The organism is Bradyrhizobium sp. WSM1743 (genome assembly GCF_000473065.1).
Taxonomy (GTDB): domain Bacteria; phylum Pseudomonadota; class Alphaproteobacteria; order Rhizobiales; family Xanthobacteraceae; genus Bradyrhizobium.
Map to the genome: position 1 here is coordinate 62,033 of NZ_AXAZ01000037.1, position 14,694 is coordinate 76,726.

Consider the following 14,694-nt stretch of genomic DNA (forward strand, 5'->3'; position numbering starts at 1 on the left):
GAGCGCCGTGATCGCCTGCTTCAGCGCGCGCTTAGCGCCGATTTACAGATCCAACAGGTCGCTGGGGCGATGCCGTTGATGTTGCATATCAGCGCTCCTTTTGAGCGTGCTCGGCCTCGACGGCGCGGAGCAAGGCGGCAAGGCTGGGATATTCCACGCCATTGCGCGCGTAGCGGTTGACGCGCTCGACATATCGGGCCGATCCGTCGGGCTTGCCGCGCCAGCTGAACAGCAGCACGGCGCTGTTGTACTGGCGCAGAACGTGGCCGGCGCCATTACCGAAATACTTGCTCATGGCGTGGGGCTTCATGGCCGCGCCTCCAACTTCGCCAGCTCGGACTCGCCCATTCCCGCATAAGCGTCCCGGACGGGGACGTTCCTATTGTAGGCGAGGAGAGATTCGGCGGGGGTGAACAGCTTCACACTTCTTGTTTTTTAGGCGGCTTCGAATAGGCTGACAGCTTCCATGGGAACAGAGTGCCCGGCTGCCCCGGCCTCGGGAGCGCGAGCTCCGGGGGGCGCAGTACGTCCCGATGTCGACGGATCGGCAGCAATATTCGATCGTAAGCCAGATGGCTGTCATCGCCGCATACGCAGCCGAGAATCGGCTCACGATCGTGCGCACTTACATCGACGAGGGCATCAGCGGATTGTGACCTGCCACTGCGTATTCCTCCAGGAGTTAGAGTCCGGCCCGAATTGCAGGGAGACCGAAGTTTGGACCACTCAGAACTAGAGTTTTGCGCCTCTGTCACGTTGGCGGGCTGGTTACGCCGACGTGGGTGTGAGCAAAATCGGCGGTCGATTGCCGATCGCCCCATGGGGCCGTTCTTCATGCGCGGAAAGTGCGCCTTGACGCGCAACAAGGCGCCCACAAACAGCATGGGAACGGATCTGAAAGCCCCAGCCGAAACTAGCTCCGACCCGCTGGGTTGTAGAAGCGAGAGGAATCGGCGAAGACGGCGTTCCAAGAGCAAGAGCCATGAGGGCAGGCTCAACGTGAACTCGGCAAGGAGGGCGCACTGCGAGCTCGGGTTTGCGCTAGGCTCTCTGACTTATTGGAGACTTTGAAGGGCGAGCCCGGTTTGCCCAGGGCCCGGAGCCATAATCTCGGCGACCTGAGCGGCAGGTTGTTTCTGCTATGCTAATTTATGAAAATGAACAAAGCCGGGTTGCGGTATGTCAAAAGCCATGGGATCTAGCATGGATTAAAGGCTTGCCGGTATTTCCCGGTCTGCTGTAGAATCCTCTTCGCGTGAGGATTTCGAGGGACTAGCTTCCGTTCAGCTCCAGATTTGCAAATTCATTTTAAGGATTCTGTGGGGGACATTGCGATGGCTAAGCCTTCCGTTTCCCGTGACGCCTTTCGTGGGTTGTTCGCCTTTTACGCGGCTAAGGCCCATCATGATCATAACGATGTCGCCGAAAGCCGGCTCCTCAATCTATTTGGATCGAGCGAACACATTCCCGACGGGCTGTTGGAGTTGTGGTCATCACGGACCGAGCTGATTGGCCCTGAAGCCGTTGGCAACATAATGTCACCACTCGCTCATCAGATCCTGGACGGCGGCGCGCAATATAACCACGCCAGCGACTTCCTGCATCGACTGCTGCGAGAGCTGGACCGAGACGTCCATTAGCTCCGAATGCGTCGCTACTGTCGAGCGGACCCGTCGGGCTGCCTTCGCTGCGCCTTGCGGGACTTGTATATTCGTACAGCAGGACGAACTTCTATCGCCTTCAAGGCGCGGCATTTTGTTCAAACGAGCTTGTCATGCAGCCTCTCTTGATCATTCCGCTCTCGATTGTTCTCGTCGCTGATCCTCAACCAACCAGCATTTCAGCATGGCAAGCCGCCATCCCGCTGTTCGCAGCTATAGTAACTGCCCTTTTCGGCTTCATTGGGGTGCTTGTTGGGCTCAGATGGAATGCCAAGCAAGCAGAGAAGACGGAGCAGCGCTTGCGTAGAAACAAGCGTGAAGTGTTGCGCATATCTCTTTGGGCGGAGCTGAGCAGTTTGGCTCGCGTCATAGAAGAAGAGATTAGCTACATTGAAAAGAACACTTTCACCTGGATTCCGTTGGTTGAGAGCTTCAAGATCTACATCGAAAATATCGAGAACCTAGGCCTGCTCACGCCTACCGAGGCCGAGAAGATTACAGTAGCTTACTATCGGTACCAAGAAAACGCCGGATACTTAGCTCGGATAGCAAAGGATCAGCCAGATAAGCCGGCCATCGGTAGGCACATCGAATTTGATTTCAGTAAACCTACTTACCCCAATATGAAAAACGACGTGCTGGACACACTTCGAGGTATCCTCGTATCTCTTACAGATGCCATAGGGGCAACTGAACACGAGTTGGAGGGTACTGACTGGTTTCGCGCTAACAAACAGATTCAGCAGCGCGAGGGCGTCCGATCAGCGAGTGTGGTATAGCCTGACCCGGCGGCGAGACAGGCCTTCTACTCAGGACAAGCGGTCGTTTCGATTTTCGTTGGACCTTGCGCCTTGAAACACCGCGACGAGCCGATCGCCTTCCCAAAGCTCGACGTCGTGCTCGCCACGCATTTGTTCGGCTCGACGTCTCGCAGCCTGCTCGTCGATGCAGTCGAGCTTTGCCGCGCAGATCACTTGCCGGCTGCTGTCCACCACGAACACTCTGTACCGCACGATGGCAGTCCCTCCTAAGGGGAACAGCCATCGTAGTCGAATGCTCGTTTAAGGCAGCGCCAAAGTAAGCGCAGGCGCGAGAAACGTTTGTACGTGTGGCAATTCGGCTATACCAGCGCCTGAACCTCTTCGATCCCGACGATGCGTAAGGTATCCCTGCCCAGTGCAGCGCGCCTCAGTAGCGTAATCTGACCGCGTGCCGAAGCGAGCGGCTCGAGCTCAAGATGGAGAGCATCCCAAGCATCATCAGCAGTACGCCGAGCCAAGTTGCCGTCCGGCTCGGCGTTTCGTTGCGAGCTCCTGCGGTGAGCACGAACGCGCCGATCGACGGAGTCGGAGGTTCGGACGAGGTCACCACATCGTTGGCCGGCGTGGCCGCGAGAAGTTGCTCAACGTTGACTTGATCTTGGCTCGGTATGAAGGGCGTGGGCCGGTGACTGTGCTCGGTAACGAGGGCGGCCGACAGCCGGGCGGTGCTTGTACCGAGATCAGAGGCAGCATCAGCCACCTTGACTTCCAGATGAGGCGGCTGAGACGGCTCGGCCGGTGCGGAGCGCAGCAACTCCGCCCGCGCATCAATAACCGCGCTTTGCTGCGGCCGCGCGCGCCCGTTCTCGACCAAACTGGCGGTGATAGCTTTGGGCGGGCGACGACCGGTCTTCTTCACCTTCGCAATACCCTCGCTCAGGAACCAGCATTTGCGGTGCCCATCCATTCGATAGACCCAATGCTGGCCGTCGGGGGTCGAGTTGCCGGGGCGTCCCAAGCATTCCGCTTGCGGTGGAGAGGGTGCCGCAATTTGGGGCGCAGCCGTATTGAAGATGCCCGCAAGAGGATTGGAGGACGCCGGTGCCGTGGCAAAAGCTGCAACAAGAATCAGACTGACGAAGCACCATCGCAAATAACCGGACATCGAAAACTCCCGGTGTTGCGCCCGCCCAGGCACGACCCTTCGCGGCGACATGGGCCGCCATGTGGCTCAAATCCGGCGGCCCGGCGGATTCATTGTGCTCCTGATGTGAGATCTGGGTCGAACGTCAGGCCCGTCCAGCTCGCGGTCGCAAAACACAGTCCGGCCGGCATTTGGCCGAGCTTCCGGGTGAGCGCCATCAGCACGCGTTTAGTTTCTTGCGCGATCCACTCCGCTCTTATTCGTGCTGAGGGCACCGGCCGTTAAGGGTTGGTTTAGTTCCCGGCATAATCATTGGGGACCACGAGGGGCCCCAGCATGCAATTGCACCATGCCCATACCTTGGAAGGGATCGAGGCGGTGGCGGATCACGGCAGTGACAAACTGACGACCTGGCCCGTCACTCTCGACCAATCGGATTTCTCGACCTCCAATCGCGATGAGGTCGTGGCGCTATTGGCGCAAAGCGGTCCTCCAAAGCGCACTATTTGGCTCGTCGGGGCCGCATTGGCTGGAGGTTTTGGATTGGGATGGGCTGGTGCTTGGTACGGCCCTGCGACCATCTCGGCTTTAAACCCAATCGCTCAGAGCGAAACCGGCTCGCACCGCATGGCGGACGCAAAGTCAGGCGGTAAGGCTGAAAGCGTGCGAAAGACAGCATCAGGCTCGCGAACATCGCCTGCTTTGGGCCAACCCTCTACAGTCGTCGCAATCGTTGCTCCGAAGCCTCTGGCCACAGCGTCGAGTGCGACACAATCGGCGGAAGCTTCGAACCCAGCTTCTTCGGTTGTCGAGGCCGACGTGTCTGCGACGGGCTCGCTGCCGCCTATGGGACCGCTCCTGGCAGCCCCCGAGACACGACCAACGACGATTGCAGGTTGGGCAGTGCTTGACGTTCGCGGCGGAACGGCGGTGCTTGAAGGGCCCGAGGGGATTCGAATGGCAGCACGGGGTGACGTGGTCCCCGGCGTCGGGCGGATCGATTCCATCGTGCGTTGGGGTAACCGTTGGATAGTTGCAACAGCTCGTGGATTGATCTCGACCCCCTAGGGCGTGAACGCTTGCGACGCAGTCCTTCGTGGTAGTTCGTCGTGCGAGTCCCGGTGCTCTAACCTGACAGCTGAAGGCACGAGATTCGGACAGTTCTGCAAACTCCGACCGGGGTGTATGTGTGTCTTTCTCACAGCTAAACCATTCCCTCCAGGCGCTCATTCGTCGGGGAGGGGCGGAAGAGTTTGGCTAAGCCCGTCTTTCCTCAATAGAGCCCGATCTCCCGGGCCGTGATCTCTGCTAAGGCTACGGCATCGGCCACGCCCCCTATGGCGCGCACTCTTATTTCTTCTTTTCTTCGTCGATGTTCGGTTCGCACGCGGGCATCCCCAATCGGCCTCAGCTTGATCCTCCCTGGAGCTGGGGCCATTTTTCTTTCCACATGAGTCCGAATGAACTGGGGCGGCCTCATTTCTTCGTCAGTGGCTTCTTTGGCTCCGCGGCGACCACCTCAACATCAACCGGGGGTAACTCGCCCGTGCGGTCCTTCAGGTCGGCCGCTCGCTGAATCAATCCCGATGCAACCTGCGGGTCCTTGGTTGTTTTTGCCATTCGCAGCAGCGTGGCTGCCGCCTCTCGGGCGAAGGAGGTGTAACGCGGCACGTCTCTTTATCCCATCAAGACCCCATTGGATGGGTCAGAAACCCGGACTGCGTTCCGGTGCTTTGTACAAAAATGTACACAGGCCACAAAAAGACCTCAGCTCCGGGGGTGGGGAGGGATGCCGAGCACTCGCCGTCTACGACACCGCCCGAAGCTGGAGCGTCTTGCTTTTCTTGAGGCCGGTCTGGCTTCGAGGCCGGCCGATCAAGTAGCCCTGCATCTCGTCGCATCCCTCCAGCAGGAGAAGCGACATCTGAGCGTCGGTCTCGATGCCCTCGGCCAGCACCGGCACACCGAGCCCGTGGGCGAGGCCGATCACGGCCCGGACGATCGCCAGCGACCGCTCGCTCTGCCCGAGCCGGGCGACAAAGGACCGATCGATCTTGATCCTGTCCAGAGCAAAAGCCTCGATGTACGACAAGGAGGAATAGCCCGTGCCGAAATCGTCGAGCGCGATCGATATGCCGAGTTGCTTGAGCGCCTGCATCGCCCGCTTGGCGCGCGAGATGTCCTCGATGAAGACCCCTTCAGTGATCTCAAGCTCCAGGCGGGACGGCGGCAGCCCGCTCTCCCGCAGCGCCTTGGAGACCTGCACATCGAGGTTGTCCCGGCGGAACTGCGCTGCCGAGACATTGACTGCGACCCGGAGAGGCTCGGCCCAGGAAGCCGCCTGCCGGCACGCTTCCATCAGCACCCAGTCGTCGATCTGCGCGATCGAGCCGCTCCGCTCCGCGACCGGAATGAATTCGGCTGGAGGGACGATCCCGCGGACAGGGTGGCGCCAGCGGACGAGCGCCTCGTATCCGCTGATGTGGCCGTCCCGGTGCCGCTGCGGCTGGTAATCAAGATAGAGCTCGCCGCGCTCCACCGCGAACCGCAGGTCGTGCTCGACGGCGCGCCGTTCGCGAAGCTGCTGGTCCATGGCGCTCGTGAACAGGCGGATCGCGCCTCGGCCCTCGTGCTTGGCTCGATAGAGGGCGGCATCGGCGTTCGCCAGCAGCGAAACGGCATCCTGCGCGTCCCGTGGAAACGCCGCCACGCCGATGCAGAGGTCGACGTTCAGGGCGCGCCCCTCGACTTCGATCGGCCGTTCGAAGGCGGCCCGCATCCTCGTCGCCAGCAGTTCCGCGCTCGCCGGCAACGGCAGATGATCGGTGATGCCGATGAACTCGTCGCCCCCGATTCTCGCCACGTACGAACCTTGCGCGGCATCCTGCAGACGTCGCGAGGCTTCCCGCAGCACGGCGTCGCCAACGGCGTGGCCGAACAGATCGTTGATCTCCTTGAAATGATCGAGATCAATGCAGAGCACCGCAAAGTCGCTGCCGGTGACCTGCGCCCGTTCGATCGCGGCGACCAGATGCCGGTCCAGCGCAGCCCTGTTGGGCAATTCGGTCAGGGCGTCATGGGACGCCAAATAACTGATCTTCTCCTGGGTCCGATTGCGCTCGGTGACGTCGAAGGCGACGCTGACGTGGGCGGCGCGCCCGTCGTAGACGAGCGGCCGGGACTCGATCGCGACCTGGATCACCTCGCCGCATGCGGTCCGGTGCAGCTCGAAATCGCGCTCCGCCCAGTCGTCCGGCTCGCCGCAACAGAGCTGCGGCTCGGTCATGGCGAGCAGCTCGTCGCGCCGGTAGCCGTAATGCCGGCACATCGCGCCGTTCACGGCGATCACCTGCCACGTCTTCGCGTCGGCCACCCACATCGGAAGTGGATTCTGTTCGAAGAGAAGGCGAAAGGACGCCTCGCGCCGCTTCAGGTCAGTAATGTCGATCCTGACGCCGATACTGCCGCCATCGACGGTCCGTCTCTCCTCGACGCGGATCCACCGGTCACCGGCCAGATGCTGTTCGTGAGAGTGCCGCGGCAATGCGTGACGAGCCATGCGCTCGGCGAGCCACTCCTCCTCGTGTCCCACCGCTTCGGGGTACTGTCCTCGCGCGAGACCGACTCTGAGGATGCTTTCGAAAGGCGCACCGGCCGCAAGGACCTCCTCGCTGGCGGCATAGAAATCCGCGTATTGCCGGTTCCAGAGAACCAGCCGGTCATCCTTATCGAACACCGCAAGCCCTTCGGGGACGACGTCGAGCGCCTCGGTGAGGTGGGTGTGGGCAGCGCGCGCGGCGGCCTCGGCCCGCTCGGCCGCCGCCTTAGCCTCGGCAAGCGCCGCCTCGGTCCGGTAACGCTCGGTGATGTCCTCGTGGGTCGCGACCCAGCCATTGCCCTCCATGGGGCGATGCCGAATGCGGACGATGCGCCCGTTGATCAGCTCCACCGTGGTGTCCGATTGCCGGGCGATGACCGGAGCGCTGTTGCGCCAGACCAGGTACTCCTGCTTGGACATCTTCGGTGCGCTGCCGACCGAATAGCGCAGATCGACGATGTCGTTCAGCCTCATGCCCGGCCGCACCATTTCCGGGTCGAGATCATAGATCTCCAGATACTGCCGATTGCAGACGATCAGGCGCTGATCCTCGTCGAAGAAGCAAAGTCCGTGGGACATATTGTTCAGCGCCGTGTCGAAGCGCTCAGCAAAGGCCGTCGCGGTCTGCTCCGCGGCCCTCGCACGCACGCCTTCTTCGGCCAGTCTGGCTTGAGCCCGGACCATCTGAACGAACGACCGGAAGTTGGTGTTGATCATCCGGCCGAGCAGAACGAGCAGCAGCAGCAGATTGATCCCGAGCGAGATCATCATCCCGTCACCAGAGATCAGCAGCACCGTCGCGACCGGGGTGCCGGCGATCAGCATGGTCAGGCGCGACGCCGGCGGGAAGCTGCCGAGGCAATACGCAGAGCCAACGCAGCCCATGAAGACGAGCAGCGCCACCGGCGCACGGAGGCTCGGATCCACGACGCCGAACAGCGCCAGAATCCAGAGCACGAATCCGGCGTTGAGCAGGCTCGCGACGAGGCGGGCTCGGCCGAGTTGACGGAACGCCTCCTCAGGGGTGAACTCTTTGCCGTTCAAACGCAGCCACTGGATCAGTCGGAGGAGACAGACGGCTAGGAGTGCGGCGGGCAGGGCAAATCGCAGCCATGGCGACACCGTTGGCGGGAGCACGAGCCCAACGCTGATGCTGTCGACCAGCAGCACGGCGTAGAGAACCGGGATTTGCTTCCGCAGCACGCGGAATTGCTCGACGAGCAACGAACGACCGAGCGGGTCGGTGGTGCTGCCGATGGAGAAGGCGCCGCGCATTCCCGAGAGTAAGCCCATGAGGAAGTCCCCTTGCCGATCAATAAGCTAGGGGACGAGTGTCGAACGGCACGTAAAGGCGCATGGTGTCTTTGAGCTTAACCGTGCTGCAAGTGCGAAGGCGTCGCGGCCGTACGGACCCGTGGTGCCCTGGAGGCTAGGCGCCCGACTCACCTGCCTCTAAGCGAATAGCCGGTCGACCGACCGCGTTTCGGCCTGCTCGAGATCTGCTCTCAGCTTCGGGACCTCGCTGTCACCACTCGGATCAAGACTGGCGAGGATATGCCCGTAGCACCACACGCAGGCCGGGATCGAGCCGCTGGTACGATATCTCGCCCTCGAGTTGCTGGATCAGCAGCGAGATGATGCGTGAGCCCAATCCTTCCGGAGTGCCCGCGCTCGGCAGACCGACGCCGTTGTCGCTCACCGAAAGTTCCACACCCTTGCCGTTCGCGAGGGCTACGACAACATGACCGGCCCGGTTGTCGGGAAAGGCGTACTTGAGGCAGTTCGTGACGAGCTCGTTCGCGATCATCCCGATGGCCAAGGCCTGATGATGCGATAGAGCGATGTCGTCGCAGACGACCTTGAATGCGATCGGGCCGGAAGGCGCCAAGGACTGGAACACCTTTTCGACCAGGTCTGTGAGGAAGTATCGCATGTCGACGACGCGCGAATCCTGCCTGGGCGAGAGATGGCTATAGACCTCCGCCATGACCTGCAGCCGCCGCGCCGTGGCTTCGAGCGCCGCAGCGACCTCCGGGCCTCCGTTCCTGGCCTCGAGCCTGATCATCGAGCCCAGAATGGCGAGGTTGTTCTTCGTCCGATGCGCCATCTCCTGCAGCAGCACGGCCTTGGTCTTGTCCGCCTGCATGACGCGCTTGAGCTCGAGGCGCTGGAATTCGGCAACGACTGCCGTCCCGGCCGCCGTGATCGCGAACAGCGCGTTTGTCGCCAGATAGTTGACGCCGTATCCGCCAGCATAGCTGATGTAGGCCCCCACGCCGACGGCGATTACCGCCGCCAGGATTCCAGAGCCGCGGTCGAAGATCAGTCCGGACAGAAACACGCCGGGGAGCAACAGGAAGTACCCGGGAGCACCGGTCTGAATCTGCAGTCCCATCTGCAGCACGGCGCACACCAGCATGATGCAGGCCGAGATGAGATGTCGTACGAACCATGGAAGCCGGTGCTGCAGCACCAGCAGAGACAGCCTGTTCATGCGAATCAAACTGCCCGCTGCGGATCCGCGTTCCTTTGGCACGTGCAGCATTTCTGGAGGCCGGCAAGGAAGGTTGGCGGAATGGCCAGGGAACAAATACCCCATTCCTGCACATCAGATCGAAATCGCAGGGAAGATTCCGCGGCGCCATCCAGCTCGACGATGTGGCTCTCCAGGCGCTCCCAGTCGCGGTCCCGTACTCCCGGACCGGAGATCCATGAAATTCGGCGATGCAAAGCTGATCCGGCAGTTCGGCAAGGTGCCGTACTGAACACGTTTTAACGGGCTCGGCTTCGGTTCATTCGTCGCTCGGACCGGCGACGTCTCCCGGCTCAAGCAGCTTCAGCGCCGTCTCGATCTGGGCGAGCAGCGCCTGGATTTCCTCGCGCTCGTTCGGACCCGGCTCGCTCTCCAGAAGGTGGAGCATCGACATTTGACTTCCCCCGCGCCCATCAGCCTAGTGCCGTTTGCAAGGCGGGCACAAGCAATCTCTTGACGTGAGCCTCGCCGACGATCGAAGATCGGCGCTCGAGTGATGTTGTGGGGTGGCGTCATGGAAGAGTTCTATAGCGGCTTCGCGCAGCGGGCGCGGGATTTGGCGGAGAAAGCTGACCCGTTCACCAGGCGGCGGCTTCTCGATCTGGCCCAAAGGTACGATCTCAAGAGCAGACCCGGATCGAGCCGCGGACGACCATCGCCGCCCCCGCGCGCAACCCCGCCGACGGTTCTCTTCTCCGGCTCCGGCGAAGCCTGACACCGGGGTCGCTTTCGGGCTGCGAAGCGCGGTTTCCAGACGATCACCGATCAATCCGACGATGTTGCGCCACCGAGCAGCTGCGAGATGGCGGCGGCCAATTGCGCCGGCGCAAAGGGCTTCTGGATCAGGACACTGCCATTGACGCCCCGCGATTCCCAGTCCGGCGCGCTGGCGCTCGTCATGTAGAGCACGGGAAAATCAGGCGTGATTTCTCTGATCTGCCGCGCCAACTCCCATCCGCTGATGCCGTCACCTAGGTTGACGTCCGTGAGCAGCGCCCGACACCCCTCGCGGCCGTCGCGAAAGGTGGACAGGGCAGCCTCGCCCGAATGGACCGCGCAGGCCTCGAAACCACCGTCGAGCAAGGCCTCCTCGATGAAGCTGCAGATCAGCGCTTCATCCTCCACGACCAGGACACGAACGGCATTGCCCAATTTCGAGCCTCAGGCCACCGGTACACCGTAGTAGGCGTTCACGGACCGCGTGGTCGCGGGGTCGCTCCAATTCCAACTGCTCTCGTCGGCGTATTTGGGGGCGCCGCGAAGCTGGTCCTGGGTGATGCCGGTGACGTAACCGCCGAGGTTGGTGTCGTATTTCAGCGCCTGCCAGGGCAGCGGGTAGTGATCGTCGCCGATGCCGAGCAGGCCGCCGAAACTGAGCACCGCATACGACACCTTGCCGCTGACCTTGTCGATCATGACCCGCTCGATGTAGCCGACCTTTTCGCCGTCGGCCCCGTACACGTTCGTGCCCTCGACCTTGTCGCTTCCGATGAGACTGAACGTCTCGCGATCTTCCATGGCCATGTTGACCTCCCAGGTGTTGTCTTCCGGAATCAACCGCACGACGGTCTCACCGTTCTGGCTGAAGCCCTTGGCGGCGGCCAACCGGACCGACGAGACTGCCGGGGCGCCTGCCCTAGAAGGCGCCATGGCTCGACGTCCTGCGCGGGCGGATTGCGGACGGGGCCACTCTTGCGGGTCGTGTAGTTCGGCGCTCGACGGAAGACTGGAGGAACGATACTCGACGTATCTCGTCACCATCACCTGCCGTTAAACTGCGGCGCCTGGCGCGGACAGCCAAAGGTTTCACGATCCGCTATTCGGAACTAGCGCTCGCTGGGATGGGCCAAAGACGGCGGCCTCTCTCTGGGAATCCGAGCCTTCTCGACGCCATCCCGACGACCGGAGCTTTTGCTCTCCGGATCAAGCGCTCCCTCCTCAAGCGCCAGGTCGTGCTCCGTCAATTTTTCGTCTCAAGCCGCAGGCCGTTGACCTTGGCCCTGCGATGCCGAAACCTGGAGCTGCGCCGGACCGAAAAGGACAGTAAATCAGCAGCTGATGGGATTGTTGTCACAGTTCAATCGGTATAAGCGCGTGGTCGCTCGGTTTCGGCAGTCTCGTTTGAGGCCAAGCAACGTCGCGCCCGCTCGATCTGTGCGTCGGTAGCTCCGTGATTACGAGCGTAACATCTCGGCCACTGGTGCCGAATACTTCGCGACGTAGTATCTGACCTCGCTGCAAGAGATGCGTGTTGTGGGCCTGTGGTGACGCGAAGCGAAGGCTTCGGACCCCAGCGGCACCAGCAGCAAGATAGCAATGGCCCCCGCCCGTACAATCATTCCCCGCTCCCCTACAGTCTGCCTGCTTCGTACAGAGAGCAGGTCTGAATCGCGCGCACGACGCAAATTAAGAATCGCGCGCCGGTCAAACTGCCGGGAAACTGTTGCTCCAATGCTTCGGGTTACACGGGCAATGCGTGCAGATGCGGGTGTCGTAAAGCGACCGGATGCGGCTTCGCATAAGCGCTTAAGCGATTATCGCATCGAATGGTAGCTACGGCTGCCGAAGAACTCTCCTTTTCCGGGCGGCCTTCCGGATGCGCCGACCACTGCCAATCCGTCTTGCGTTAGCGGCGCGCAGACGCCGCCGGAGCGTCTGCAGTTCTCCAAACAATGCGAGCAGCCCCTGGACCCGTTCGCGCAGAATAGCCGAATAGTTGTAAATCTGACCCCGGTTACTCATTACTGCCTCGAACAATGATTATTGAAAAACGACATGCAGGCGATAACAGGAAAAGTATGCAATCGGAGGTAGGAACATACAACCCGCAAAAGACGGTAGCATGAACGTGGAAGGCCCCGGCAGACACCATAGGGGCGTCGTTGCACGTCCCTTTCGCTTTCTCTTTCGGATTGACTTTCGTTCGAAAGTCCGGGTCACTCAGGTAAGGCCGCGGCTCTTATGCCGCAGCACAACGCACACGCGCCGGTGTCGGCGCATGAGGCGCCTACTTCCCCACCGCTGGGTGGGCCCGTGGGCGGTCCAGAGGCGGCCGAGGCTTGGCCGAGCCGATGGTACCGGCGGCAGTTTCGCCATTGGCCATGATGGTCCCAACCCGCTCAAAAGTCGTGACGAATGCTGCGAAGGCTGCGATTGTCACTGCAATCGCGAACAGCAGGATCGCGGTGCGGTGGGGATTCCGCTCAGTACTCATGAGCAACTCCACTCAGACGGCCTGGCAGCTGAGCAGCCCGCGCAACTAAGCTCCGCATGGCGGCGCATCAGCTTTCGCTCGAGAGCGTCGGGAAGCGCGTTTCCAGATATCGACGCGAGCTTGCGGAACGCGGTGTTTATGCAGGTTCAAAAATAATCTGTCGGTAAAACCGGAGCGTTGGTTCAGATCTGTCTCTGCTCTTTATGTTCGGGGGATCGGATACGTTGATCTTTGTGGGCAGCGCTCATTAATTTAGAGCGCTGCCCAAGCTTACATGCCGGGACTGCCAGTCTGCCTTATGCGACTTGGCTACCACTCGGGATCGTCGAAGCTGCCATACTCCCGCACGATGTACTCCCGCGTGAAGCGCTCCACCGGACGCCAGTGTTCGCGAATGACGATTGTCGGGGTCGGGGGCCGCCAATAGTCAGGATGGATGACTATTGTCGGAGACGGCGGGTAGAGATAGGGAGCGTGAACACGCCAGCAAACGTCTCCCCTACACGCTATGGCAGCCGAGGCGCCTGTAGTGGAGAGCGCAAGAAGACTAGCAGCGATGCTGCCAGCTATAACTGCGCTCCTGCTCGATGACCGTTTCAGCTGGTTCATGTTTTCCTCCTCCGCGACGGCGTTTCTTCTGACTGTCGAAACAAACCCCAGCAGAAACCAGCTAGTTTCAAGCGTCTAACATTAAAAACTCACCTGACTTCGAAGGCAGCCGTCTCCAGCCACCGGGTGCGTTCGCCTCCATCTATTTCGCATCGCGGTAGCGCAAGTGACGGCGGCCGGCGGCATTTGGTCAGGCTTCGGCGTAGTGACGATCGCGTAATCTTGCTCGCGGTTGTGGAAGCGCTAGAATGCATCCGCAATTCACACTATCTTATTTCCGATGGAGCATTTTCATGATTGATATTCATGCCCTACGAATACCGTCCGCCTTTGTCTGCTTCCTGCTCGCCTCGATTGCAACTGCCGTGGCCGAACCAATTGGCCGCTATGAGTGCAACGTTATCGGTGCACCACTTCAGGACCAGGTAGGCGACCGCGAGGGTCACGCGCTGAGCAGCGTGCAATACGCGTGCTCAGGAGTGGACGGACTGCTGAAGGGGGGGCTGTCTATACATCTATGAACGTGAGTGAAGCCGACGGACCTCAGAGGACGCTTCTCTTCGGAGGTGGCATTCATCGTGTCCCTGGTGGGCTCGCTGTCACTCAGATCGTTGACGGAAGCGGCACAGTCGTGATGAAGGACGGCAAACTCGCGGGGACAAACGTGTCCGGCAAGGCGATCGTGAAGTTTGCATCCGGCGCCCTGAGCCAGCTTTCTGGCAAGGCAGTTACGTTTGCGTCAAAACCACTTGGCTACAATCGGTTCGACTTGCAATTCAGTGACTGAGCTGGCTTCGAACCATAAGTCATAACATCGATGCTGAGCGACGTGCACGAGCACGCTGGCTGATCTGCAGCCTATTGTGAGTCAGGTGCTGGTGACGTCCTAAAGCGGGATGGGGTTAGTTTGAATCGATTTGGGATTCCCAAATCAGTGTATTTCTGATTCACCATGCTGGCTGGGCGGAGGCCAGCATGGATGGGCAAGCCTTATTCTCTGGATCTACGCAAGCGTGTTGTGGCCGCGATCAAGGGCGGGATGTCCCGCAATCAGGCCGCCAAGCGATTTGGAGTGGCGATCAGCACAGCCATCGGCTGGATGCAGCGGGTCGAGAAGACCGGCAGCGTTGAGCCTAGCCAGATGGGCGGCTACAAGCCGAAGGCAATTTCGGGA

16 protein-coding genes are annotated in these 14,694 nt (G+C 60.9%); 7 read left to right on the forward strand and 9 right to left on the reverse strand.

What is annotated here, in order from left to right:
• Window positions 1-88: 88 nt before the first annotated feature.
• Entirely contained in the window at window positions 89-310 is a 222-nt protein-coding gene (locus YU9_RS0121750) for a hypothetical protein (RefSeq protein WP_036017768.1), read from the reverse strand.
• Between the two features lie 223 nt (window positions 311-533).
• On the opposite strand from YU9_RS0121750, the gene YU9_RS46055 reads away from it, so the two are divergent.
• From YU9_RS46055 to YU9_RS0121765, 3 genes are all read left to right on the forward strand, one after another.
• A complete protein-coding gene (locus YU9_RS46055) occupies window positions 534-656 on the forward strand; it encodes a recombinase family protein (RefSeq protein WP_084299031.1) in 123 nt (40 codons plus the stop codon).
• 678 nt (window positions 657-1,334) lie between these two features.
• On the forward strand, window positions 1,335-1,640 hold the full coding sequence (locus tag YU9_RS0121760; RefSeq protein WP_036017795.1) for a hypothetical protein: 306 nt from the start codon (window positions 1,335-1,337) through the stop codon (window positions 1,638-1,640).
• A gap of 134 nt (window positions 1,641-1,774) precedes the next feature.
• Window positions 1,775-2,440 (forward strand): hypothetical protein, encoded by a 666-nt coding sequence (locus tag YU9_RS0121765; protein ID WP_027574690.1) that lies wholly within the window; start codon window positions 1,775-1,777, stop codon window positions 2,438-2,440.
• 409 nt (window positions 2,441-2,849) lie between these two features.
• Here the strand turns inward: YU9_RS0121765 and YU9_RS0121775 are convergent, their stop codons facing one another.
• The 5 genes from YU9_RS0121775 to YU9_RS50800 form a co-directional block, all read right to left on the reverse strand.
• Window positions 2,850-3,587: a hypothetical protein gene (locus YU9_RS0121775; RefSeq protein WP_027574692.1), complete on the reverse strand. Its 738-nt coding sequence runs from the start codon at window positions 3,585-3,587 to the stop codon at window positions 2,850-2,852.
• Between the two features lie 1,455 nt (window positions 3,588-5,042).
• Window positions 5,043-5,237 carry a hypothetical protein gene (locus YU9_RS48010; protein ID WP_027574693.1) on the reverse strand — a complete coding sequence of 65 codons (195 nt, stop codon included), beginning with the start codon at window positions 5,235-5,237 and terminating at the stop codon, window positions 5,043-5,045.
• 136 nt (window positions 5,238-5,373) lie between these two features.
• On the reverse strand, window positions 5,374-8,457 hold the full coding sequence (locus YU9_RS42225; protein WP_027574694.1) for an EAL domain-containing protein: 3,084 nt from the start codon (window positions 8,455-8,457) through the stop codon (window positions 5,374-5,376).
• Window positions 8,458-8,701: 244 nt separating this feature from the next.
• Window positions 8,702-9,658, reverse strand: a complete 957-nt coding sequence (locus tag YU9_RS50085; RefSeq protein WP_156952038.1) for a sensor histidine kinase — start codon at window positions 9,656-9,658, stop codon at window positions 8,702-8,704.
• A gap of 298 nt (window positions 9,659-9,956) precedes the next feature.
• Window positions 9,957-10,091: a hypothetical protein gene (locus YU9_RS50800; protein WP_256375915.1), complete on the reverse strand. Its 135-nt coding sequence runs from the start codon at window positions 10,089-10,091 to the stop codon at window positions 9,957-9,959.
• Between the two features lie 120 nt (window positions 10,092-10,211).
• Here YU9_RS50800 and YU9_RS50090 point away from each other — a divergent pair, with 120 nt between their 5' ends.
• Complete coding sequence (locus tag YU9_RS50090; protein WP_027574695.1) at window positions 10,212-10,412, forward strand: hypothetical protein; 201 nt, start codon at window positions 10,212-10,214, stop codon at window positions 10,410-10,412.
• A gap of 50 nt (window positions 10,413-10,462) precedes the next feature.
• On the opposite strand, the gene YU9_RS0121805 is transcribed toward YU9_RS50090, so the two are convergent.
• From YU9_RS0121805 to YU9_RS48015, 3 genes are all read right to left on the reverse strand, one after another.
• Window positions 10,463-10,849, reverse strand: coding sequence for a response regulator (locus YU9_RS0121805; RefSeq protein ID WP_027574696.1), 387 nt, complete (start codon window positions 10,847-10,849; stop codon window positions 10,463-10,465).
• 9 nt (window positions 10,850-10,858) lie between these two features.
• Window positions 10,859-11,221 (reverse strand): PRC-barrel domain-containing protein, encoded by a 363-nt coding sequence (locus YU9_RS0121810; RefSeq protein ID WP_027574697.1) that lies wholly within the window; start codon window positions 11,219-11,221, stop codon window positions 10,859-10,861.
• 1,483 nt (window positions 11,222-12,704) lie between these two features.
• Window positions 12,705-12,911: a hypothetical protein gene (locus tag YU9_RS48015; RefSeq protein WP_027574698.1), complete on the reverse strand. Its 207-nt coding sequence runs from the start codon at window positions 12,909-12,911 to the stop codon at window positions 12,705-12,707.
• Between the two features lie 902 nt (window positions 12,912-13,813).
• Here YU9_RS48015 and YU9_RS50100 point away from each other — a divergent pair.
• The 3 genes from YU9_RS50100 to YU9_RS42240 all read left to right on the forward strand — a co-directional run.
• On the forward strand, window positions 13,814-14,041 hold the full coding sequence (locus YU9_RS50100; RefSeq protein WP_245266475.1) for a hypothetical protein: 228 nt from the start codon (window positions 13,814-13,816) through the stop codon (window positions 14,039-14,041).
• Between the two features lie 113 nt (window positions 14,042-14,154).
• Window positions 14,155-14,307, forward strand: coding sequence for a hypothetical protein (locus YU9_RS50105; RefSeq protein WP_245266476.1), 153 nt, complete (start codon window positions 14,155-14,157; stop codon window positions 14,305-14,307).
• A 192-nt stretch (window positions 14,308-14,499) separates the two neighbouring features.
• A partial coding sequence (locus YU9_RS42240) for an IS630 transposase-related protein (protein ID WP_027577112.1) occupies window positions 14,500-14,694 on the forward strand: 195 nt, incomplete at its 3' end.